Source organism: Bradyrhizobium sp. UFLA01-814 (genome assembly GCF_046718885.1).
In the GTDB taxonomy this organism is placed as follows: domain Bacteria; phylum Pseudomonadota; class Alphaproteobacteria; order Rhizobiales; family Xanthobacteraceae; genus Bradyrhizobium; species Bradyrhizobium elkanii.
In genome coordinates, this window is record NZ_JAQOSR010000150.1 from 1 (window position 1) to 23,486 (window position 23,486).

Sequence of the window (23,486 nt, forward strand, 5' to 3'; positions counted from 1 at the left end):
CTATCGAGGTCGCGATAGATCGATGCGACCGCGAGCACGCGCCCGGCGCGCTTGTAGCGCAGCACGCAATCCCTGCCGACGACGCTGCCATCCACCGCGATCTCGTCCCACTGCTCGGCATGGCCGACATAGTTGATCGGCACGTCGTAATGCTGGCTCCAGAAGAACGGCACCGCGTCGAACACCTCGCGCTGCCCGAGCATATTCCGCGCGGCGGTCTGGCCCTGGCGCTCCGCCACCACCCAGTGGTCGACCCGGATCGTCTCGCCGCTGTGCGGATCAGGCCAGCGCGCGATATCGCCGGCCGCGTAGATGCCGGGAGCGCTGGTTTCGAGATAGGCGTCGACCTTCACGCCGCGATCGATCGCGAGCCCGGCCGCTTCCGCCAGCGCCAGCCGCGGCTTCACGCCGACACCGACCACGACGAGATCGGCATCGAGCACGGGCCCGCTCTTCAGGTGTGCACGCTTGGCCTCGATCGCGGTCACGGTGTCGCCGAGGTGGAATACGACGCCATGCTCTTCGTGCAGCGCGCGGACGAAATCGCCCATCTCAGGCCCGAGCACGCGCTCCATCGGCCGCTGTTCCAGCCCGACCACGTGCACCTCGATCTGGCGCGCGCGCAGCGAGGCCGCCACCTCGAGGCCGATGAAGCTTGCACCGATCACAACCGCGCGGCGCGCTCCGCTGGCCGCGGCGATGATCGCCCGACAATCGTCGACGGTGCGCAACACATGAGCGTGGGGCTGGTCCACGCCCGGGATCGGCAGCCGCACCGGCTCCGCGCCGGTCGCCAGCAGCAGCCGGTCATACGGAATCGTTTCGCCGCCGGCGAGCACGACATTGCGGCGGCCGGCGTCGATCGACTTGACCTCGGTCCTGAGTCTCAGATCGATCGCCGCGTCACGATAGAAATCGTCCGGCTTCAGCGGCAGCCAGTCTTCCGGCGCGCTGCCGGCGAGGAAATCCTTGGACAGGTTCGGCCGATCCACCGGCGGCGTGGCCTCGCCGCTCAGCATGATGATGCTGCCGCGATAGTCCTGCCGCCGCAGCATCTCGGCGGCGGCAAACCCTGCCCCGCCGCCGCCGACAATCACGATGCTGCCGGGCGCATCCACCGGACCCTTGACGCGGAATTTCGGCTGCGCGCGCTTCTCGCGCACGATGATGCGATCGCCCTCGCGCTCGACCTTCCAGACCGCGAGCGCGTTGAAGGCGGGCGCGGCGGTCGCTTCGCCGGTGCGAATATCGAAACAGGCATGATGCCAGGGGCAATGGACGGTCTCGCCCTCAAGAAGGCCTTCGGCGAGCGGGCCGTGGTAATGGCTGCAATGCGCGTCGATGGCGAAGATGTCCGCGCCCGAACGCACCAGCAGCACGTCCTCGTCGCCGACATGGCCGAGCAGCATCGCGCCCGGGAAGTCGGAGAGTGCCACGCCCTGTGTCAGATCCGGACCGGAAGGAGCTTGCTGATCGGCCATATCGTTCCTCCATTGCCCTGTGACGCTCTAAACCGCTATCCCGAGGAATTCCTGGCGGGTTAGCGCATTGTCGCGAAAGCAACCCAGCATGCGGCTGGTCACGAGATCGGTGTCCGGCTTGTGCACGCCACGGGTCGTCATGCAGTGATGCGACGCCTTGATGATGACGCCCACGCCCTGAGGCTTCAAGACGTCGTTGATGGTGTTGGCGATCTGCGCCGTCATCTTCTCCTGAATCTGCAAACGCCTGGCATAGATATCGACCACCCGCGCGAGCTTGCTGATGCCGACCACGCGGCCGTTCGGGATGTAGGCAACCCAGGCCTGACCGATGATCGGCGCCATATGATGCTCGCAATGGCTCTCGAAACGGATGCCCCGCAGGGCAATCATTTCGTCGTAGCCTTCGATCTCCTCGAAGGTCTTTTCCAGGATCTCCGCGGGACGCTGGTCGTAACCCGCAAAGAACTCCTCGAACGAACGCGTCACGCGCGCCGGAGTTTCAAGCAAACCATCCCGCTCGGGATCGTCACCGGTCCAGCGGATGATGGTGCGGACTGCGGCCTCGACTTCGGCCCGGGTCGGCTTGTCGGATTCGGTTTGAGCAGCTCTTGCACGATCCAGCGCATGCACAATCGGGTTCATCGGGGCCTTTCCTTTGCGGCGTCATCACGAGATCATGCCCGTCAGATGCTCCGTCAGCAGAAAGGTTCCCGCAATTCGGCCCGCGGCACATTGCGCCGCAAGCCACCCGGGACGAACGGCTAGCCCGTCAGCGCCGCCTTGACGAGGCCGCTGGCCTTGCCGAAATCCATCTGGCCGGCGTATTTCGCCTTCAGCGCGCCGATCACCTTGCCCATGTCCTTGATGCCGGCTGCGTTGGTCTCGGCGATGATCGCCGAGATCGCGGCCTTCACGTCGTCATCGGACATCTGCTTCGGCAGGTACGCCGAGATCACGGCGATCTCCTCGCGCTCCTGGGCCGCGAGCTCGGCGCGGCCGCCCTTGTCGTAGAGCTCGACCGACTCCTGGCGCTGCTTGATCATCTTCTGCAGCAGGCCGAGCAGGTCGGCATCGGAGAGTGGCGGCTTGCCCTGCCCGCGCGCGTCGATGTCGGCGTTCTTGATGGTCGAATTAACCATGCGCAGCGTGGAGAGCTTGCGCTCGTCCTTCGCCTTCATCGCTTCCTTGACCGCAGTATTGATGTCGTCGCGCAGCATTTCGTTGTCCTTGAACCAGCAATCCCCTCATCTAGGCAGTTTGCACCGGCAGAACAACCTAGTTCCTCAGCCATTCGACCAGCGCAGCGGCGCAGGCCTGCGGCTGTTCCAGTTGCGGCAAGTGACCGCAATTGGCCAGCACCACGAGCCTGGCACCGGGAATGCCGTTGGCCATCTCGTCCGACAGCGAATTCGGAACGGTGTTGTCGGTATCCGACGTCAGCACCAGTGTCGGGCACTTGATCCAGGCCATGCTCGGCCGCGAATCCGGCCGGCTGAGCACCGCGTTTTGCTGGCGGATGAAGGCCTCCGCGCCGACGTCCTCGCTCATGTCGTCGACAATCTGGCGCAAACTTGCATCGCCCTGCCGCGACGGGTGCACGAAGCCCGGATAGAGCTCGTCGACGACGCTACGATATTGGCCGCTTCTGGCACGCTCGATCATGCCGCGACGGCGTGCGGTCGCTTCCGGCGTGTCGGCCCGCGCCTGGGTGCTCATCAGCGCCAGCTTCGCAACCCGCTCCGGCGCCTGCCGCATGATCTCGAAGGCGATGTAGCCGCCCATCGAGTGCCCGGCGAGCGCAAAGCGCGGCGGCGCCTCGGCCAGGATCCGGCGGGCGATCGCCCCCATATTGTCGTCCCTGACATGGTTGGCGACCGTCACCGGCCCGCATCGCCACAGCGCCGGGATGACCGGGGCGAAAATCCGCGGCGAGCAGATGAGGCCCGGGACGAGCAGGATCGGCATCGTATTATCCATGCGGGAGCTCCGGACGGGTCATTTTCGGCAAGCAAACGGCCGTTACAAGGAACTTTAGATTAAAAGGCCGTTCGGGCCTGTCAAATCGGGCGGTATTGCCGTGTGAATCCGTGCCCTTTCGCTTTGACGCCGCAGGGTGCGGCGTCTATTTAAAGGGCTCATGACAACATCCGAAAACGCTCCCGCCTGGCCGGACCATAAACCGACCGCGCTCCTTGTGCTCGCCGATGGTACCGTGCTGGAAGGCTTCGGTCTCGGCGCGGAAGGCCACGCCGTCGGCGAGGTCTGCTTCAACACCGCGATGACCGGCTATGAGGAGATCCTCACCGATCCGTCCTATGCCGGCCAGATCATCACCTTCACCTTCCCGCATATCGGCAATGTCGGTACGAACGAGGAAGACATCGAGACGGTGAACATGGCCGCGACGCCCGGCGCGCGCGGCGTGATCCTGCGCTCGGCGATCACGGATCCCTCGAATTACCGCGCCACCCGCCATCTCGACCTGTGGTTGAAGGCGCGCGGCATCATCGGCCTCTCCGGCATCGACACCCGCGCGCTGACCGCGCTGATCCGCTCCAAGGGCATGCCCAATGCGGTGATCGCGCACGCCAGGAACGGCGAGTTCGACCTGCACGGACTGAAGGAAGAGGCCCGCGAATGGCCCGGCCTCGAGGGCATGGACCTGGTGCCGATGGTCACCTCCGGCCAGCGCTTCACCTGGGATGAGACGCCCTGGGTGTGGGGCAACGGTTTCGGCCAGCAGACTGCGCCGGAATTCAACGTGGTCGCGATCGACTACGGCATCAAGCGCAACATCCTGCGCCTGCTCGCCGGCGTCGGCGCCAAGGTGACCGTGGTGCCGGCGACGACCGCGGCCGAGGACATCCTGGCGATGAAGCCGGACGGCGTGTTCCTGTCGAACGGCCCCGGCGATCCCGCCGCGACCGGCAAATATGCCGTGCCCGTCATCCAGAAGGTGATCGCTTCGGGGACGCCGACCTTCGGCATCTGCCTCGGCCACCAGATGCTTGGCCTTGCCGTCGGGGCCAAGACCATGAAGATGCATCAGGGTCATCACGGCGCCAATCATCCGGTCAAGGACGAGACCACCGGCAAGGTCGAGATCACCTCGATGAACCACGGCTTTGCCGTGGACCAAGCGACGTTGCCGAAAGGCGCGACCCAGACCCATATCTCGCTGTTCGACGGCTCCAATTGCGGCATCGCGCTCGAGGGCAAGCCGGTGTTCTCGGTGCAGTATCACCCGGAAGCCTCGCCCGGCCCGCGCGACTCGCATTACCTGTTCCAGCGCTTTGCCGATTTGATGCGGAAGAACAAGCGCGCGGCTTAGCGATCGTCATTGCCGGGCTTGACCCGGCAATCCATCCCCTGAAGAAAGATGGATGCCCGGATCAAGTCCGGGCATGACAGCAGTTGTGCGCGGCTAGCACCGACAGCGACAATGCGTCTTCGCATCACATCACGGGAAATCTCGACATGACCGCCCCCGCCACCCCGAAGCCCGTCTACGGCGTCTCCTCGATGGCGGTGATGGCATCGATGCCGGGGCTCGACTTCGTGCGCGGCATCTTCGCCCGAACCCTGCCGGAGCCTCCGATCATGGAGAATGTCGAGCCGTTCGACTGCACCGCCGAGACCGGCCATGTGGTGATCCACAGCATCCCCGGCCTGCGCCACTACAACCCGATCGGCTCGGTGCATGGCGGCTACGCCGCGATCCTGCTGGATTCCGCGATGGGGCTTGCGGTGCAGACCACGCTGCCGCAGGGCTTTGGTTACACCACGCTGGAGTTCAAGATCTCCTTCGTCCGCGGCATGAGCCAGGACACCGGCAAAATCCGCACCGAGGGTCATGTACTCAACGCCGGGCGCCGTGTTGCGACCGCGGAAGCGCGGATTACCGACGGCAAGGGCAAGCTGCTCGCGCATGCCACCACGACCTGCCTGGTGTTCGAGTTGCCCAAGACGACCTGAAGGCAACTGCGTCTTGGCGCATTGGAGCCATGACGAAGCGCGCTGGTTCGCGGCCTGCGCTCTGTGATTGAGTTTCCCTGTCCGAGATCAGGCAAACATGATCCGGCCTGGAAAGGGAACGCCGATGATTTCAGCCCATTCAGACATGACCATCCGCGACATCCGCGTGACGATGCTGCGGCTGCCCTGGGCCGACGATCCCTGGCTGAAAGGCGCGGCGCTCGGCGCGACGCGCGACATTCTGATCTGCGACGTCGAGACGTCCGGCGGTGTCACCGGCATGGGCTATCTGTTCGTGTTCAAGCCGGCGATGAAGTCGATCGCGGCCTGTCTCGACGAGTGCATCATCCCGCGCGTGATCGGCAAGGACGCCACCGCAATCGAGGCGATCTGGCGCGATCTGTGGACGGCGACGATGACCTATGGCCGTGGCGGCATCGCCGCGATGGCGATATCGGCGCTCGACGTCGCGCTGTGGGACGCGGTGGGGAAACGCGCCGGCCTGCCGCTGCACCGGCTGTGGGGGCACTATCGCTCGGAAATCCCGATCTATGGTTCCGGCTGCTTCCGGGGCGCCGGCGGCGACGGAATGATCGAGAAAGCGCTGCATTTCGTGAAGCAGGGCTACAAGGCGATCAAGATGCAGGTCGCGCATGTTCACACGCCCGCGCAAGACCTCGACAATGTGCGCCGCATGCGCGAGGCGCTCGGCCCCGACATCGACATCATGATCGACGTCAACATGGGCTGGAGCGCCGATGTCGCCATCGAGATGGGACGCAAGTTCGAGAAGTACGACATCTACTGGCTCGAGGAGCCGGTGCCGGCCGATGACTTCGCCGGCTACCAGCGCATCGCGGCGGCGCTGGACATGCGCGTCGTCGGCGGCGAGACGCATTTCACGCGCTACGATCTGCGGCCGTTCTTTCTCAATCCCTGCCTGCCGATCCTGCAGCCCGACCCGATGCGCGGCGGCATGACCGACCTGCGCAAGATCGCGGCGCTCGCGGACACGTTCGGCATCACCATCGCGCCGCACCTGTTTCCCGAGCTCAACGTGCACCTGCTGGCTTCGATTCCGAACGGCATCTGGTGCGAGAACATGGCACTGATCGACGATCTCTGGGTCGACCCACCCGAGATCGCCAACGGCATGATCACCGCGCCGGAGCGGCCCGGGCACGGGCTCAGGTTCAAGGAAGACGTGTTGAAGTTCAAAATCTAGCTGGAACGGTTTGCGGACCGACGGTTTGTTGGTCTGGAGACCACGGCACCTCGCAACGCTGGAGAGCCACCATGTCGGTCGTCCGTACCGATATCGAGCCCCTGACCATCGTCTTCCAGGACGACGGCCTGGTGCCGAACAACCCGATGCCGTTCCTGGTCTACAAGGCAGCCGTCGACGTCAGCAGCAATCCCGAGGCCAGCATCGAGGGGCTGTTCGGCAAGAACGGCTGGGGCGCGATGTGGCGCAACGGCGTCTACGACTTCGCGCATTACCACGCCACCGTGCACGAGGTGCTGGGCGTCGCCCGCGGCCGCGCGCGCGTGCAGTTCGGCGGCGACCATGGGCGGGCGCTGGAGATCGCAGCAGGCGACGTCGCGATCCTGCCCGCCGGCACCGGGCATCAATGCCTGTCGGCGAGTAACGATTTCTGCGTCATCGGCGCCTATCCGCCGGGCCCACCGATGGATCTGCAGCGGCCGACGCCCGAGAACCACGCCAAGGCGCTGAAGACGATCCCACAGGTCGCGCCGCCCGCGACCGATCCGGTGATGGGCAAGGACGGGCCGCTGGTGCGGCTGTGGAAACGCTAGGATTCAAGATTGTCGAACGGGCTGTGCTTCGTTCTCCCCCTTGGGGAAGGTGACCGGATACAGGCAACCTAAATTGATTATCGGAATTACGTAGCCCAATCGTTATGCGTGCGGCTCTTTTTGCGCGCTCAACGGATTCCCGAAACTATGCGGGCAGAGAATGCCCGTGGGGCCGCTGACGATTCGGCCTGTCGCCATATTGAGCGCTACTCGCTCCCGCTTCCTGCCCGTGCTAGAGTGCCACGCGTGGAGGTAGTGCAGCCCTTTTCAACGTTAAGCCTGCCGGCATCACTTTTCAAAGAACCTTGATTTAAGTCAGCATCGCTGCGGCGATTTATGCCGCCAATGACACCTTAAGGCACGCGATTCATCTGCGGGAGTGACAGAGCTTCCGCGTCCGCTGCTGCTTTTTTGCATGAGCAATGGAGGTCATACACATCACCTGACGGCATCAGATGCTCCGCGCTTCCCAAGCAACCGCAACACATATCAGAAGAGGAGAATTCGACATGTTTCGAGGAATTCTGACGCTGACATTGTCTCTCTGCATCGGCGCGGCTGCCGCGCCTGCAGCGCTGGCTCAGACGGCCCCGGCAATCAACGAGCAGGAGGCGCACGCGATCGCGGTGGACGCCTATATTTACTTCTACCCGCTCCTGACGATGGACATCACGCGAAAGCAGTTCACCAACGTCGAGCCCGGCAAAGAGAACTTCAAGGGCCCGATGAACACCTTCGTCAACATCCCCGAATACCCACCGGCGAATTTCAAGGGCGTGGTGCGGTCCAACTTCGATACGCTCTATTCCGTTTCATGGCTGGACATGACCAAGGAGCCGGTTGTCGTCTCCGTTCCCGATACCGATGGACGCTTCTATTTGCTGCCCATGCTGGACATGTGGTCGGATGTGTTTGCCTCGCCCGGCTGGCGCACCACGGGTACCAAAGCGGGGACCTTTCTGGTGACGGCCCCGGGATGGCGGCCTGATCTGCGCGACAGGTTTGCGGAGGAGTTCAAGCTTCCGAAGGATACCCAGCGCATCGACGCGCCGACGCCTTACGTCTGGGTCATCGGCCGCACCAAGACGGACGGCCCGCCGGACTATGATGCGGTCCACAAGATCCAGGCCGGCTACAAGGTCACGCTGCTGTCCGAGTTCGGCAAGACGCCGAAGCCGACCGAGGTCAGGATCGATCCCGGCATCGACATGAAGACGGCGCCGAAGGTGCAGGTCGATACCATGTCGGCCGGTGTCTACTTTGCGCAAGCCGCAGAGCTACTCAAGCTTCACCCGCCGCACATCACCGATGAGCCGATCATCGCGCAGATGAAGAAGATAGGCATCGAGCCTGGCAAGAGCTTTGAAATCAGCAAGCTCGACCCGGTCCTGCAACGGGCACTGGAGACAGCGCCGCAGGACGGGCAGAAGCTGATGGCGTGGAAGGTGCCGACGCTGGCGCGCGTTGTGAATGGCTGGTCGATGAACACCGACACGATGGGCGTTTACGGCAACTACTATTTGAAGCGTGCTATTGTCGCGCAGGTCGGGCTTGGCGCCAACCTGCCGGAGGACGCCATTTATCCGCTCAATCTCGCCGACAGTACCGGCAAACCGCTCGACGGCGCTAACAAGTATACGATCACGTTCGACAAGGGCGCCACCCCACCGGTTAATGCTTTCTGGTCGATCACGCTCTACGACCAGGAAGGATTCCAGGTCGGTAACGTGCTGAACCGCTTCGCTGTGTCCAGCTGGATGCCGTTCAAATACAACCCGGACGGCTCACTCGATCTCTACTTCCAGAACGAGAATCCAGGCAAGGACAAGGAAGCCAACTGGCTTCCGGCGCCGAAGGGAGCCTTCAACCTGACCATGCGCCTCTACGGTCCGAAATCGGAGGCGCTGACCGGAAAGTGGAATCCTCCGCCGATCGAGAGATCGCAGACGACGGTGGGTTTCTCGGCTCAGTAAGCTTCAACCGCACTGACCGCTGCCGAGCGGCCAGACAGCGACCCTGGCAAAGCAATCCGGAGCAAAACAGCTCTGGATTGCTGCCTCGCGGGTGCGGGCGCGCAGCTTACGCCGCGTTGCTGCCTTCCTGGCGACTGGCCTCGAACAGGAACCAGGTGCGGCGCTCGGTTTCGTCGATGAAGGTTTCGAGCAGGCCCGCGGTGCCGGAGTCCTCCTGGTCGTCGGCCAGCTTGTGCGCCTTGCGCATCGCGGCCGCCATGTGCTTGTTGTCTTCCATCAACTCGCGCAGCATTTCGCGAGGCGGCACATAATCGTCGTCATTGTCCTTGATGGTCTGATGCTTGGCGATATCGCCGATCGACTTCAGCGTCGCGCCGCCAAGCTTGCGCACCCGCTCTGCGAGCTGGTCGGTGGTCGCGAAGATCGCCTCGGACTGCTCGTCCAGCAACAAATGGTAATCATGGAAATGCCGGCCGCTGACGTGCCAATGGAAATTCTTGGTCTTCAAATAGAGCGCGAAGGCATCGGCCAGAAGCGTGTTGAGCGAGGCCGAGATCGTGTCCACCGCGGCCTGCGGCAGGTCGCTCGGCGTGTCGAGATCGGGCGAGATCTTGTCAGTCTTGGCTTTGCTCACGTTGGACCTTCCTGTTAGGAACCCGTATTTCGGCGCATTGAACATTGGCCGCCGGACCGCTAACGCATCATCAGCCCACCCGTTCCTGAGGCCAGGAACCCCGTTCTGCCGGATACCAAACGCGATGGATGAATGGATCGATTATTACGATTCCACGCATACGATCTATGCGAGCCGACTGCACCGTGACCTGCATTTCCAGATCATCGCGAACGACATCATCGGCTACATCGCTTCGCCGGATGCCGTGGTGCTCGATTATGCCTGCGGCGAGGCGCTGTCGGCGGCGAAGGTCGCCAATGCCTGCGCCCAGCTCTATCTGGCGGAGCCGGCGCCCGGCGTACGCGGCCGTCTGGTCGCGCGCTTTGCGCCCGACACCCGAATCCGTGTCCGCTCGCTCGATGATCTGAAGCACATGGACGCGGACTCGATCGACCTCGTGGTGATGAACTCGGTCGCGCAATACATGACGCCGCAGGAGCTCGATTCCGCGTTCGACGTGATCCACCGCGTGCTGAAGCCCTCCGGCCGGTTCGTGCTCGGCGATATCCTGCGGCCCGAAGTCGGCATGGCGAGGGATGTCGTGGCACTGCTGCGCTTTGCGGCGACCCACGGCTTCCTGCGCGATGCGCTGGTCGGGCTGGCTTCAACCGCACTGTCCGACTACCGCCAGCTGCGCACCAGGATCGGACTGCAGCGCTACCGCGAGGACGAGATGATCGCGAAGCTCGGCGCCGCGGGGTTCAGCGCTGCGCGCGCGCCGCGCAACATCGGGCACAATCCGTGGCGGATGACGTTCGTGGCGCACCACTGATCCAGGGTTGCACGACGCGTTAACGTTACCCAGAAGGAAACATAGCGGCGGCTGAAATAATCAGCAATGATCCGCTCGGCCCGGTGGCGGAAGCGTCGACGCGGCAGTGGTGCAACACTGTTTATCCTGGTTCAAATCCAGGCCGGGCCTCCAGCCTTCGCTGCTGACGCAGCTTCGGCTCGGCAAGCCTTCTCGTGGCGAAGGCTGCCGCGGCGTAGCCCGCAGGGCGAAGCCGGGCCGGTAGCCCCCTCCCACATCCCTCGCCCCCACCTGGCCATGCGTCGAACGAGGAATTTCCCCCAGAATCACGGTTGATTGGGCGCTTTTGGGGGTTTCGCGGGTGCGGAAACTGGTCTAAAGACCACCCGCGCGCGAAGGATCGCGCTTCCGGCGCTACAAGATGTAGCGCATGGCTCGAGGGACGCGCGGGAAGCGCGCCCTTTTTTTGTGCCCAAATTCCAGTCCGCGAGAGCTGATGCCCAAAAGAACCGACATCTCCACCATCCTGATCATCGGCGCCGGTCCCATCGTGATCGGCCAGGCCTGCGAGTTCGACTATTCCGGCACGCAGGCCTGCAAGACGCTCAAGGAAGAGGGCTTTCGGATCGTCCTGGTCAATTCCAACCCGGCCACGATCATGACCGACCCGGAGCTGGCGGACGCGACCTATATCGAGCCGATCACACCCGAAATCGTCGCCAAGATCATCGAAAAGGAACGCTACGTCCTGCCCGGCGGCTTCGCGCTGCTGCCGACCATGGGCGGCCAGACCGCGCTGAACTGCGCGCTGTCGCTGCGCAAGCAGGGTACGCTGGAGAAGTTCGACGTCGAGATGATCGGCGCCACCGCCGACGCCATCGACAAGGCCGAAGACCGCCAGCTGTTCCGCGACGCCATGGAGAAGATCGGGCTGCAGACGCCGAGGTCGCGGCTCGCCAATGCGTCGGCGCTGAAGAAGTCCGACCGCGACAAGTACCTCGCCGATCAGGCCAAGCTGTCCGGCCCTGAGCTCGAAGCCTTCGAACGGCAGTGGGAAGGCGGCGAGAACGAGCGGCGCAAGCGCTACCAGCAGCAGGCCCTGGCCGAAGCGCTGATGGCGCTGTCCGACATCGGCCTGCCCGCGATCATCCGCCCCTCCTTCACGCTCGGCGGCACCGGCGGCGGCATCGCCTACAACAAGGAAGAATATCTCGACATCATCGAGCGCGGCCTCGACGCCTCGCCGACCAACGAGGTGCTGATCGAGGAATCCGTTCTCGGCTGGAAAGAGTTCGAGATGGAGGTGGTGCGCGACAAGAAGGACAATTGCATCATCATCTGCTCGATCGAGAACGTCGATCCGATGGGCGTGCATACCGGCGATTCGATCACGGTGGCGCCGGCGCTGACGCTCACCGACAAGGAATACCAGATCATGCGCGACGCATCGATTGCGGTGCTGCGCGAGATCGGGGTCGAGACCGGCGGCTCCAACGTGCAGTTCGGCATCAATCCGGACGACGGCCGCATGGTCGTGATCGAGATGAATCCCCGCGTTTCGCGCTCGTCGGCGCTGGCCTCGAAGGCCACCGGCTTCCCGATCGCCAAGGTCGCGGCCAAGCTCGCGATCGGCTACACGCTCGACGAGATCGCCAACGACATCACCGGCGGCGCGACGCCGGCCTCGTTCGAACCGACGATCGACTACGTCGTCACCAAGATTCCGCGCTTTGCGTTCGAGAAATTCCCCGGCGCCTCCTCCACGCTGACCACCTCGATGAAGTCGGTCGGCGAGGTGATGGCGATCGGCCGCACCTTCCAGGAGAGCCTGCAGAAGGCCCTGCGCGGGCTCGAGACCGGGCTGACCGGCCTCGACGAGATCGACATCGAGGGCCTCGGCCGCAGCGACGACAAGAACGCGATCCGCGCAGCCCTCGGCACGCCGACGCCGAACCGCCTGCTGCAGGTCGCGCAGGCGATGCGGCTCGGCTGGTCCAACGAGGATATCTTCAATTCCTGCAAGATCGATCCCTGGTTCCTCGCGGAGCTGCGCGCCATCGTCGAGATGGAAGGCAAGGTCCGCAGCAGCGGCCTGCCGACCAATGCGTTCGCGATGCGGATGCTGAAGGCGATGGGCTTCTCCGACGCGCGGCTCGCCGTGCTCACGGAGAGCACCGAGGCCGACGTCACCGCCAAGCGCCACGCGCTCGGGGTGCGCCCGGTGTTCAAGCGCATCGACACCTGCGCGGCGGAGTTCGCTTCGCCGACCGCCTACATGTATTCGACCTATGAGCGGCCGTTCGCCGGCGAATTTGCCGACGAGAGCGCGCCGTCGGATCGCAAGAAGGTGATCATCCTCGGCGGCGGGCCGAACCGCATCGGCCAGGGCATCGAGTTCGACTATTGCTGCTGCCACGCCTGCTTCGCGCTCGAGGACGCCGGTTACGAGACCATCATGGTCAACTGCAACCCGGAAACGGTGTCGACCGACTACGACACCGCCGACCGGCTGTATTTCGAGCCACTCACCGCCGAAGACGTGCTGGAGATCATCTCAACCGAGCGCAAGAACGGCACGCTGCACGGCGTGATCGTGCAGTTCGGCGGCCAGACCCCGCTGAAGCTTGCCCGCGCGCTCGAAGCCGCCGAAGTGCCGATCCTCGGCACCTCGCCCGACGCGATCGACCTCGCCGAGGACCGCGACCGCTTCAAGCGCGTGCTCGACAAGCTGCGTCTCAAGCAGCCGAAGAACGGCATCGCCTATTCGGTCGAGCAGGCCCGCCTGGTCGCCGCCGATCTCGACCTGCCGCTGGTGGTGCGTCCGTCCTACGTGCTCGGCGGCCGCGCGATGCAGATCATCCGCGAGGAGAACCAGCTCAACGACTACCTGCTGGGAACGCTGCCTGAGCTGGTGCCCGCCGACGTCAAGGCGCGCTACCCGAACGACAAGACCGGACAGATCAATACCGTGCTCGGCAAGAACCCGCTGCTGTTCGACCGCTATCTGTCCGACGCGACCGAAGTCGACGTCGACTGCCTCTGCGACGGCAAGGACACCTTCATCGTCGGCATCATGGAGCACATCGAGGAAGCCGGCATCCATTCCGGCGACTCCGCCTGCTCGCTGCCGCCGCATTCGCTCGACGCCAAGACCATCGAGGAGCTGGAGCGGCAGACCCGCGAGCTCGCGCTCGGGCTCGACGTGGTCGGCCTGATGAACGTGCAATACGCCATCAAGGACGGCGAGATCTACGTGCTCGAGGTCAACCCGCGCGCATCCCGCACCGTGCCGTTCGTCGCCAAGGTGATCGGCACGCCGGTCGCCAAGATCGCGGCACGGATCATGGCCGGCGAGAAGCTCGCCGACTTCAAGCTGAAGAAGAAGAAGCTCGGCCATGTCGGCGTGAAGGAATCGGTATTCCCGTTCGCGCGCTTCCCCGGCGTCGACACCGTGCTCGGACCGGAGATGCGTTCGACCGGCGAAGTGATGGGCATCGACCGCTCCTTCGAGGTCGCGTTCGCGAAGAGCCAGCTCGGCGGCGGCACGCGCGTGCCGCGTCAGGGTACGGTGTTCGTCTCGGTGCGCGGCGACGACAAGATGCGCATCGCGGATGCGGTGCGGCTGTTGCACTCGCTCGGCTTCAAGGTGATGGCAACCTCGGGCACGCAGCGCTACCTCAGCGACAACGGCGTGCCGACGGAGAAGGTGAACAAGGTGCTCGAAGGCCGTCCGCACATCGTCGACGCCATCACCAATGGCGACGTCCAGCTGGTCTTCAATACCACCGAAGGTCCGCAGGCGCTGGCCGACAGCCGCTCGCTGCGGCGGGCTGCCCTCTTGCATAAAGTGCCATATTACACCACTCTTTCGGGCGCGGTGGCGGCCGCACGGGGAATCCGGGCCTATCGGGCCGGGGACCTTGAGGTCCGCACGCTTCAGAGTTACTTTTCCGAAAGCTGACCGCTGCCCGGGCTGAAGGCCCGAAGCGGTCAATTAGCCGAATGGCTGGAACTCACCGCGCGATTGGATGTTGTCACGGCCCTTAGCGGGGCCGAAAATCACTGGGCTTCCGGGCGCGTTGGCGCCCTGATTCCTGCGTTAGCTGAACTGGATATTCGTGCACGGCCGCCGGGCGCGCGCGATGAAGGACGAAGATGATGGATAAGGTTCCGATGACCGCGGGCGGATACGCCGCGCTGACGGACGAGTTGAAGCATCGCCAATCGGTGGATCGTCCGCGCATCATCGAACACATCGCGGAGGCGCGCTCGCACGGCGATCTCTCGGAGAACGCCGAGTATCACGCCGCCAAGGAAGAGCAGTCGCACAACGAGGGCCGCATCGCCGAGCTCGAGGACAAGCTCGCGCGCGCCGACATCATCGACATTTCGAAACTGTCAGGCGACACCATCAAGTTCGGCGCGACCGTGACGCTGATCGATGAGGACACCGAGAAGAAGGCGGTGTGGCAGATCGTCGGCGAAGTCGAGGCCGACGCCAAGAAGGGCCGCATCTCCATCACCTCGCCGCTTGCGCGCGCGCTGATCGGCAAGAAGAAGGGGACCACTGTCGAGGTGATGGCGCCGGGCGGCGCCAAGGCCTACGAGATCACCAAGGTCGAGTGGCGGTAGTTACCTTCACGTGACTGGTGCAGAAAAGCCGCGTCCCGCACGCGGCTTTTTTTATGCCCCGCGTTTCACCCCGGTCTGACAGCAATGTGAGTGGAGAGCCGCGGCACGCCATGCCAGTGAGGCCGTGACATGATTATGCAGTATAATCATGTCGGGGGACGGAGTTCGGGCTGACGATCGCGTCGCAACACGCATCGCTGCGCGTCACCGTGCCGCTGCCGCGTTCTCTCGCAACTGCCATCGCGCGAGGAATGATTCCAGGCGCAAGGTGTTGACATCACACTCTGGTGGCGGACACCGTGTGTTTCTGCATCTTGCAACGTTCCAGTGTGTCAAACAGGGGGTCAATGACAATGGACCAGATGTTCTCCAAGTTTCAGCCGGTGGCGCTCAGCCTGTTCCGGTTCATCACCGGATTGCTGCTGTTTCAGTACGGCGTCGCAAAGATCTTCAAGTTTCCGGTGGTCGCGTATTTCGCCAATATCCCGCCGTTGATCCAGGCTGCGGGCTGGCTAGAACTGGTGCTCGGCGCGCTCCTGATGCTCGGCCTGTTCTCGCGGCTGGTCGCGTTCATCCTGTCGGGCGAGATGGCGTTCGCCTATTTCCTCGGCCACATGTTCAAGAACCCGGCCGAGCCGGTGTTCCTGCCGCTCCTCAACAACGGCACCGCGGCGATCCTGTTCTGCTTCGCCTGCCTCTACCTCGCGACCTCGGGTCCGGGCCCGATCAGCGTCGACGCTGCGATGGGGAAAAGGTAGCAGCGCGATCTCACCTCCCCTTGCAAAGGGGAGGTCGGTTTGCGCTGAAAGCGCAAACCGGGTGGGGATCTGTTTCCACGAAGACGCTCTCGCTTGCGGCTTGACTCCCACCCTGCCTTTCCCGTTCAGGGGGAGGGAGAAGAAAGCGATCAGCCGAAATGCACGTCGTCCGATTCAAGCGTCGTTGCGCGAAGCAATCACGTCATGGATCGCGTCAGCCGACCGCCTTCAATCCCAGCGGCACCGCGGCCTCGTATTTCGAATTGTGCAGCACTAGTGACGTCCTGACGTTGCGCACGTGCGGCGCCGCCGTCAGATGGGTGACGAAATCCTGGAACGTCGCCATGTCGGGCGCCACGCATTTGAGGATGAAATCGACTTCGCCCGACAACATCCAGCATTCCCGCACCAGCGGCTCGGCGCGCACGAAATTCTCGAAGGCGCGGAGATCGGCGTCGGCCTGGCTCGACAGATGCACCGAGGCGAACACCGTGACGTCGTAGCCGAGGCGGCGCGGATCGAGCAGGCCGCGGTATCCCTGGATGTAGCCTTCCTCCTCCAGCGCCCGGACCCTGCGCAGGCAGGGCGGCGGCGAGATACCGACGCGTTTGGCCAGTTCCACATTGGTGATTCGGCCATCGGCCTGGATCTCGGCGAGGATTTTGAGGTCGATCTCGTCAAGGTTCTTCGACACGCGACTACAGTTCCCTAGGGTTTGGAAGGCTTGGCAGGTCCGCCGGCAACTCTCATAGCGCAGCCAGCCGGCATTGCGCAATTTTATTGCGCGTGCAGCGCAAGATTTCGCGAATGTGACTTCAGTTCCGGGGAAAAATCGCTGCCATGGATTGCAAATCTTGCATAGCTTCCCAGATATCCTAGACTTGGATTTGACACTTTTAGCACCGCCGTGACCTGCCTCCGGGGTGCTTCCCACACAAGTCCCCGTCAAAGTCCCCAGAAGAGAGGGATCAGCTAATGCCCGCGCCTGTCCACGCCAAGGTCGTCATCATCGGGTCCGGCCCCGCCGGCTACACCGCAGCGATCTACGCGGCACGCGCGATGCTCGAGCCGGTGCTGATCCAGGGCATCCAGCCGGGCGGGCAGCTCACCATCACCACCGACGTCGAGAACTATCCCGGCTTCGCCGATGTGATCCAGGGCCCCTGGCTGATGGAGCAGATGGAGAAGCAGGCGGCCCATGTCGGCACCAAGATCGTCACCGATCACGTCAACAAGCTGGAACTCGGCCAGCGCCCGTTTCGCCTGACCTGCGATTCCGGCGACGTCTATCTCGCCGAGACCGTGATCCTCGCCACCGGCGCCCAGGCGCGCTGGCTCGGCCTGCCCTCGGAAGCAAAGTTCCAGGGCGGCGGCGTGTCGGCCTGCGCGACCTGCGACGGCTTCTTCTACCGCGGCAAGGACGTCGTGGTGGTCGGCGGCGGCAACACCGCGGTCGAGGAAGCGCTGTACCTGACCAATCACGCTTCCCAGGTCACCATCGTTCATCGCCGCAATCATTTCCGCGCCGAGCGCATCCTGCAGGAGCGACTGTTCAAGAATCCCAAGATCAAGGTGGTGTGGGATTCGGCGATCGACGATATCTGCGGATCGGAGAACCCGAACAAGGTCACCCATGTGCGGCTGAAGAACGTCAAGACCGGCGCGCTCACGAACCTCAAAACCGACGGCGTCTTCATCGCGATCGGCCATGCGCCGGCGACGGAGCTCGTCAAAGGCCAGATCAAGCTGAAACCGTCGGGCTATGTCGAGGTCGCGCCGAACTCCACTGCGACCTCGATGCCCGGCCTGTTCGCCGCGGGCGACGTGGCGGACGAAACCTTCCGGCAGGCGGTCACCGCCGCCGGCCTCGGCTGCATGGCTGCGCTCGAGGCGGAACGCTTCCTGGCTCTTCGCGCGAGCGATCGCGCAGCGGCGGAATAATCATGGCACGATCTCGCGACGGATTTACGGATATGGATTGGGACAAGCTGAAGGTCTTTCACGCAGCGGCGGAGGCGGGCAGCTTCACGCATGCCGGCGAACAGCTTGGCCTGTCGCAATCGGCGGTCTCCCGCCAAGTCAGCGCGCTGGAGCAGGAGCTCTCGGTGTCGCTGTTTCACCGCCACGCCCGCGGCCTGATCCTCACCGAACAGGGCGACCTCCTGTTCCGCACCGCGCATGACGTGTTCATGCAGTTGCAGGCGGCCCGCGCAAAGCTCACCGACAGCCGCGAGCGGCCGAGCGGCGACCTCAAGATCACGACGCCACCGGCGCTCGGCATCAACTGGCTGATCCCGCGGCTCGACGAGTTCACCGCGCTCTATCCCGACATCCGGATCTCGCTGATCGTCACCGACGAGGATCTAGACCTCTCGATGCGCGAGGCCGACGTCGCGATCCGCACCCGCAAGCCGACCCAGCCGGACCTGATCCAGCGCAAGCTGTTCTCGATCGGCTTCCATGCCTATTGCTCGCCGGAATACATCAAGCGCTTCGGCACGCCGCGCACGCTCGATGATCTCGACTCGCATCGCATCATCATGCTCGGCGACTCGCAGGTGCCGGCACATCTGCAAAACCGCAGCTGGCTGATCGATGCCGGCCGCAACGGCTCCGGTCCGCGCGAGCCCTACTTCAAGGTCAACAACATCCTTGGCCTCGTGCGCGCTTGCCAGCAGGGCCTCGGCATCGCCGCGCTACCGGACTATCTGGTCGAACAGAATAACCTCGTGCAGCTGTTCGGCGAGTCCGACTCGATCGCGCTCGACACCTACTTCGTCTATCCGGAAGAGCTGAAGACGGTGGCCCGCGTGCAGGTGTTCCGCGACTTCGTGGTCAGCAAGGCGCAGCGCTGGCCGTCGTGATTAAGCGGCCCTTATAGGGCTGGTTTATAGGGATATCCGTGCTGCCCCCGGTCTCCGCATGACTGACATGCGACCTGGATAGTTGCTGCAAGGCGTCGATGGGGATCATAGTGCTTACACGCTGAGCGTTCGCGTCGCGCATATGTCCCCCTCCTCCAGTGGCGCGGAAGTTCAGTAATCCCTCTTGGAAGGTGATTGTGTCGGCCTCACGTGGCCAATACCTTAAGCCGGGCTCACTCGAGCCCGGCTTTTTTTCATCGCTGTACCTTTTCACCTCCATGTCATGCGCAAAACGCGCCGCACGCGCCGATCAGCATGTGCATTGACAACAACCTCGCAGCGCAGCATCATTATCCCATGATCACGACTTCGTGCGCCGTTCTGTCGTCGAAAAAAGCTCCCCTCCCGGGGACACGAGATCGCGCGCGATAAGATCACCTTCGCATTCAAACCGATCCCGAAACCCCGCCGCCTGGACGGGGTTTTTTGTTGGTCCCGTCTCCGGCTTTGCCTTCTTGAGGAGATGGAACATGACCGATCTACACCAGCAATTGCAGGGCCTCTGGCTGCCCCTGATCACGCCATTCCGCAACGGCGAGCTCGACGTCACCTCGCTGCGGCGCCTCGTACAGCACTACGCCAATGGCCCCGTCGACGGGTTCATTCTCGGCGCAACCTCCGGCGAGGGCATGGCGCTCAGCATGGACGAGCTGGAGGGGCTGGTGAGCGTCGTGCTCGACGAACTCAGTGCCAGCTCCCGCCATTTGCCGGTCTGTCTCGGGCTCTCCGGCGCCTCGACCGCCCGGATGAAGGAAGCGCTGGATGACACAGCCGACTGGCCGATCAACGGCTATTTGATCGCCAGCCCTTATTATATCAGGCCCTCGCAACGTGGGCTCGTGCAGCACTTCAACGCGCTCGCCGATCACGCGTCGTGGCCGATCGTGCTTTACAACATTCCCTATCGCACGGCAGTGAACCTGACCAACGAAACGCTGCTGGCGCTCGCGGACCATCCGAACATCGCCGGCATGAAGGATTGCTGCGCCGACCGCGCGCAGTCGATCGACTTCCTCAACCGCCGGCCGGCCGGCTTCCGCGTGCTGACCGGCGAGGATGCGCAGACTTTCGATGCGCTCTCGGACGGCGCCGACGGCGCGATCCTGCTGTCCGCACATCTGGAAACAAACACCTTCGCTGCGATCCGCACGCTGTTGCAGCAGGGCCAGCGCGACGCGGCGCTGGCCGCCTGGCAGAGCGTCGTCGGCCTGACGAGGCTGTTGTTCGCCGAACCGAGCCCCGCACCTGCCAAGCACTGGCTGTGGCGGCAGGGGCTGATCGACAGCCCCGAGGTGCGGCTGCCGATGGTCGCGGTGAGCGAGGATCTCGCCACCTGGCTCGACGCCGAGATGGAACGTCGCGCGCAGCTTCTGCTGCCGGCGTGAATGCCCCGGCCATACTCTGCTCCCTCGCCCCGCTCTTGCGGGGAGAGGGTTGGGGTGAGGGGCCGCTTCCGCAATATCGGAGGGAGATGGATTCGCCGAGAGCCCCCTCACCCGGATCGCATCCTGCGATGCGATCCGACCTCTCCCCGCAAGCGGGGCGAGGTAAGAAAGTTCAATCCAGCTTCACCCGCGAAAGCCGCAGCGCATTGCCGATCACGCTGACCGAGGACAGCGCCATCGCGGCGGCGCCGACCATCGGCGACAGCAGGATGCCGAACAGCGGATACAGCACGCCGGCCGCGATCGGCACGCCGGCGGCGTTGTAGACGAAGGCGAACGCCAGGTTCTGGCGGATGTTGCGCATGGTCGCGACCGACAGCCGCCGCGCGCGGACCAGGCCCATCAGGTCGCCGGTGAGCAGCGTGATGCCGGCGCTCTCGATCGCGACGTCGGTGCCGCCGCCCATCGCGATGCCGACATCGGCAGCGGCGAGCGCCGGCGCGTCATTGACGCCATCGCCTGCCATCGCGACGGTGCGGCCCTCGCCGCGCAGCCGCTGCACGACCTCGCTCTTGCGCTCGGGCAGAACGCCGGCCTCGACCTCGTCGATGCCGAGCGTCTTCGCCACCGCGCGCGCGGTGGTCTCATTGTCGCCGGTCAACATCACGATGCGCAGGCCCTCGGCACGCAGCACCTGCAGCGCGCTGGTCGCGGATGGCTTGACCGGATCGGCAATCGCGATCGCCCCGGCGATGCGGCCATCGACCGCGACATAGATCGCCGTCGCGCCGTCCCGCCGCGAGGCCTCGGCCGCCTCGTCGAGCGCTGCCGTCGCGATCTTCAGCTCGGCCATCAGTACCGCGTTGCCGAGCGCAACCTGCCTGCCTTCGACCATGCCGGTCGCGCCCTTGCCGGAGGGCGAGACAAAATTGCTGACGGCGGCGGATGCAAGCTTGCGCTCCCTGGCAGCGGCGATGATCGCCTGCGCCAGCGGATGCTCGCTGCCCTGCTCGACACTGGCGGCCAGCCGCAGCAGATCACTCTCGCCGAACCCTTCGGCGGCAATGACGCGCACGACCTTCGGCTTGCCCTCGGTGAGCGTGCCGGTCTTGTCGATGACGAGTGTATCGATCGCCTCCATCCGCTCCAGCGCCTGCGCGTCGCGGATCAGGATGCCGGAATGCGCGCCGCGGCCGACACCGACCATGATCGACATCGGCGTCGCCAATCCCAGCGCGCACGGGCAGGCGATGATCAGCACCGTGACGGCGGCGACCAGGGCGAAGGTCAGGCGCGGCTCCGGACCGAACACCGTCCAGGCGATGAAGGCGAGCACGGCGGCGGCGATTACCGCCGGCACGAACCAGCCGGCGACGCGATCGGCGAGCCGCTGGATCGGCGCGCGTGAGCGCTGCGCCTTCGCCACCATGTCGACGATCCGCGACAGCATGGTGTCGCGACCGACCTTCTCGGCGCGCATCACGAGGCCGCCGCTCTGGTTGACCGTGCCGCCGATCACCCTCTCGCCTTCGGCTTTCGTGACCGGCATCGACTCGCCTGTGACCATGGACTCGTCGATGACCGCACTGCCCTCGACGACGACGCCGTCGACCGGCACCTTCTCGCCCGGCCGCACGCGCAGGCGGTCGCCGACCTTGATTGCGTCGATGTCGATATCCTCGTCGCCATGTTCGGTGATGCGCCGCGCGGTCTTGGGCGCGAGGCCGAGCAGCGCGCGGATCGCGCCCGAGGTCTGCGCGCGGGCGCGCAATTCCAGCACCTGGCCGAGCAGCACCAGCACCGTGATCACGGCCGCCGCCTCGAAATACACCGCGACCGCGCCATGCATGTCGCGGAACGCGGGCGGGAACAGCTGCGGCGCCAGCGTCGCGACCACGCTATAGACATAGGCGACGCCGGTGCCCATCGCGATCAGCGTGAACATGTTGAGATTGCGGGTGACGAGCGACTGCCAGCCGCGCACGAAGAACGGCGCACCGGCCCACAGCACGACCGGCGTCGCCAGCACGAACGAGATCCAGTTCGACCAGCCCTGTGGCACCAGATGCATCAGCCCGAGATGGCTGCCCATCTCGAGCACGAACACCGGCAAGGTCAGCGCGAGCCCAATCCAGAATCGCCGCGTCATGTCGATCAGTTCAGGATCCGGTCCGTCGTCGAGCGAGACCTGCTCCGGCTCCAGCGCCATGCCGCAGATCGGGCAGGTGCCGGGGCCGACCTGGCGCACCTCGGGGTGCATCGGGCAGGTGTAGATGGTGCCCGCGGGCGCCGGCGGCTCCTCCTCGCGCGGCTTGAGATACTTCTCCGGCTCGACCTCGAAGCGCTCGCGGCAGCGGCCGCTGCAGAACAGGTACTCCTCGCCCTTGTAGCTGAAGCGGTGCTTGGCGGTCGCCGGGTTGACCTTCATGCCGCAGACCGGATCGATCGCGAACGCCGCCTCGGCCGGCGGCGTGTCGTGATCATGCTTGCCGCCGCAGCAGGAATGCGCGGCGGCGCCATTGTGGTGATGATCCGCGTGCGAATGGTCGTGCTTTGCGTGTGCCACGAAACTCTTCCCGGCCGCTAACTCGGCCTCTTGATTTGCATACCCTAGGGGGGTATATGAGACCTATGAGAGACGAGGTCAAGACATCCTGCTTAAAACGGCTCAAACGGATCGAAGGTCAGATCCGCGGGTTGGCCGCCATGGTCGAGGACGACCGCTATTGCATCGACGTGGTGACGCAGATCGCGGCCGCGCGCGCGGCGCTGCGCCGCGTCGAGGAAGAGGTGCTGCGCGATCATGTGGCTCATTGCGTCGAGCATGCGATCTCGTCCGGCGACAAGGCCGACCAGCGGCGCAAGATCGCCGAACTGATGGACGTGATCGGGCGCGCGGATCGGTGATCTAGGCGCCACCCCCATGCTCGATGCCGTCCCTGCGAAAGCAGGGACCCATAACGACAGGACGCGGGATGGAGCGAGCTGGGGCCACAGCTCGCTTCAACAACGCAACACTGTGGTTATGGGTCCCGGGTCGCGCTTCGCTTGCCCGGGACGACGTGGGAAAGAGCGCCACCCGCACACTCAGTGTCGTCCCTGCGAAAGCA

The 23,486-nt window shown here is 64.4% G+C and carries 20 protein-coding genes and 1 tRNA gene; 14 read left to right on the forward strand and 7 right to left on the reverse strand.

Annotated elements, in window-relative coordinates:
* The 4 genes from PMN64_RS33300 to PMN64_RS33315 all read right to left on the reverse strand — a co-directional run.
* A partial coding sequence (locus PMN64_RS33300) for an FAD-dependent oxidoreductase (RefSeq protein ID WP_411783748.1) occupies window positions 1-1,481 on the reverse strand: 1,481 nt, incomplete at its 3' end.
* 27 nt (window positions 1,482-1,508) lie between these two features.
* Window positions 1,509-2,126 carry a GTP cyclohydrolase I FolE gene (gene folE, locus PMN64_RS33305; RefSeq protein ID WP_028333118.1) on the reverse strand — a complete coding sequence of 206 codons (618 nt, stop codon included), beginning with the start codon at window positions 2,124-2,126 and terminating at the stop codon, window positions 1,509-1,511.
* Window positions 2,127-2,245: 119 nt separating this feature from the next.
* The gene (locus PMN64_RS33310; protein ID WP_028344077.1) at window positions 2,246-2,701 is read right to left on the reverse strand and encodes a GatB/YqeY domain-containing protein; all 456 of its coding nucleotides are present in this window, start codon (window positions 2,699-2,701) and stop codon (window positions 2,246-2,248) included.
* Window positions 2,702-2,759: 58 nt separating this feature from the next.
* Entirely contained in the window at window positions 2,760-3,461 is a 702-nt protein-coding gene (locus PMN64_RS33315; RefSeq protein WP_028344078.1) for an alpha/beta fold hydrolase, read from the reverse strand.
* A 160-nt stretch (window positions 3,462-3,621) separates the two neighbouring features.
* Here PMN64_RS33315 and carA point away from each other — a divergent pair, with 160 nt between their 5' ends.
* From carA to PMN64_RS33340, 5 genes are all read left to right on the forward strand, one after another.
* A complete protein-coding gene (gene carA / locus PMN64_RS33320) occupies window positions 3,622-4,815 on the forward strand; it encodes a glutamine-hydrolyzing carbamoyl-phosphate synthase small subunit (RefSeq protein WP_028344079.1) in 1,194 nt (397 codons plus the stop codon).
* A 146-nt stretch (window positions 4,816-4,961) separates the two neighbouring features.
* Window positions 4,962-5,459: a PaaI family thioesterase gene (locus PMN64_RS33325; protein WP_411783749.1), complete on the forward strand. Its 498-nt coding sequence runs from the start codon at window positions 4,962-4,964 to the stop codon at window positions 5,457-5,459.
* 124 nt (window positions 5,460-5,583) lie between these two features.
* The gene (locus PMN64_RS33330) at window positions 5,584-6,684 is read left to right on the forward strand and encodes a mandelate racemase/muconate lactonizing enzyme family protein (RefSeq protein WP_411783750.1); all 1,101 of its coding nucleotides are present in this window, start codon (window positions 5,584-5,586) and stop codon (window positions 6,682-6,684) included.
* 71 nt (window positions 6,685-6,755) lie between these two features.
* The gene (locus tag PMN64_RS33335) at window positions 6,756-7,277 is read left to right on the forward strand and encodes a hypothetical protein (RefSeq protein WP_411783751.1); all 522 of its coding nucleotides are present in this window, start codon (window positions 6,756-6,758) and stop codon (window positions 7,275-7,277) included.
* Window positions 7,278-7,786: 509 nt separating this feature from the next.
* A complete protein-coding gene (locus PMN64_RS33340; RefSeq protein WP_028344083.1) occupies window positions 7,787-9,250 on the forward strand; it encodes a DUF1254 domain-containing protein in 1,464 nt (487 codons plus the stop codon).
* Between the two features lie 106 nt (window positions 9,251-9,356).
* Here the strand turns inward: PMN64_RS33340 and PMN64_RS33345 are convergent, their stop codons facing one another.
* A complete protein-coding gene (locus tag PMN64_RS33345; protein ID WP_057017033.1) occupies window positions 9,357-9,884 on the reverse strand; it encodes a Dps family protein in 528 nt (175 codons plus the stop codon).
* 124 nt (window positions 9,885-10,008) lie between these two features.
* On the opposite strand from PMN64_RS33345, the gene PMN64_RS33350 reads away from it, so the two are divergent.
* The 5 genes from PMN64_RS33350 (at window position 10,009) to PMN64_RS33370 (ending at window position 16,067) form a co-directional block, all read left to right on the forward strand.
* Window positions 10,009-10,698 (forward strand): class I SAM-dependent methyltransferase, encoded by a 690-nt coding sequence (locus tag PMN64_RS33350; protein WP_411783752.1) that lies wholly within the window; start codon window positions 10,009-10,011, stop codon window positions 10,696-10,698.
* Between the two features lie 77 nt (window positions 10,699-10,775).
* Window positions 10,776-10,851: transfer RNA gene (locus tag PMN64_RS33355), tRNA-OTHER, on the forward strand.
* A 322-nt stretch (window positions 10,852-11,173) separates the two neighbouring features.
* Window positions 11,174-14,638: a carbamoyl-phosphate synthase large subunit gene (gene carB, locus PMN64_RS33360; protein ID WP_411783753.1), complete on the forward strand. Its 3,465-nt coding sequence runs from the start codon at window positions 11,174-11,176 to the stop codon at window positions 14,636-14,638.
* Window positions 14,639-14,835: 197 nt separating this feature from the next.
* Window positions 14,836-15,309: a transcription elongation factor GreA gene (greA, locus tag PMN64_RS33365; RefSeq protein ID WP_018269816.1), complete on the forward strand. Its 474-nt coding sequence runs from the start codon at window positions 14,836-14,838 to the stop codon at window positions 15,307-15,309.
* Between the two features lie 353 nt (window positions 15,310-15,662).
* On the forward strand, window positions 15,663-16,067 hold the full coding sequence (locus PMN64_RS33370) for a DoxX family protein (protein ID WP_028344087.1): 405 nt from the start codon (window positions 15,663-15,665) through the stop codon (window positions 16,065-16,067).
* 214 nt (window positions 16,068-16,281) lie between these two features.
* Here the strand turns inward: PMN64_RS33370 and PMN64_RS33375 are convergent, their stop codons facing one another.
* The gene (locus tag PMN64_RS33375; protein WP_016845095.1) at window positions 16,282-16,761 is read right to left on the reverse strand and encodes an Lrp/AsnC family transcriptional regulator; all 480 of its coding nucleotides are present in this window, start codon (window positions 16,759-16,761) and stop codon (window positions 16,282-16,284) included.
* A 281-nt stretch (window positions 16,762-17,042) separates the two neighbouring features.
* On the opposite strand from PMN64_RS33375, the gene trxB reads away from it, so the two are divergent.
* From trxB to PMN64_RS33390, 3 genes are all read left to right on the forward strand, one after another.
* A complete protein-coding gene (trxB, locus tag PMN64_RS33380) occupies window positions 17,043-18,008 on the forward strand; it encodes a thioredoxin-disulfide reductase (protein ID WP_411783755.1) in 966 nt (321 codons plus the stop codon).
* Between the two features lie 2 nt (window positions 18,009-18,010).
* On the forward strand, window positions 18,011-18,931 hold the full coding sequence (locus PMN64_RS33385) for a LysR family transcriptional regulator (protein WP_026192264.1): 921 nt from the start codon (window positions 18,011-18,013) through the stop codon (window positions 18,929-18,931).
* 530 nt (window positions 18,932-19,461) lie between these two features.
* Window positions 19,462-20,376: a 4-hydroxy-tetrahydrodipicolinate synthase family protein gene (locus PMN64_RS33390; RefSeq protein ID WP_411783756.1), complete on the forward strand. Its 915-nt coding sequence runs from the start codon at window positions 19,462-19,464 to the stop codon at window positions 20,374-20,376.
* Window positions 20,377-20,548: 172 nt separating this feature from the next.
* Here the strand turns inward: PMN64_RS33390 and PMN64_RS33395 are convergent, their stop codons facing one another.
* The gene (locus PMN64_RS33395) at window positions 20,549-22,942 is read right to left on the reverse strand and encodes a heavy metal translocating P-type ATPase (RefSeq protein WP_411783757.1); all 2,394 of its coding nucleotides are present in this window, start codon (window positions 22,940-22,942) and stop codon (window positions 20,549-20,551) included.
* 65 nt (window positions 22,943-23,007) lie between these two features.
* On the opposite strand from PMN64_RS33395, the gene PMN64_RS33400 reads away from it, so the two are divergent.
* The gene (locus PMN64_RS33400; RefSeq protein WP_018269815.1) at window positions 23,008-23,283 is read left to right on the forward strand and encodes a metal-sensitive transcriptional regulator; all 276 of its coding nucleotides are present in this window, start codon (window positions 23,008-23,010) and stop codon (window positions 23,281-23,283) included.
* Window positions 23,284-23,486: the final 203 nt, after the last annotated feature.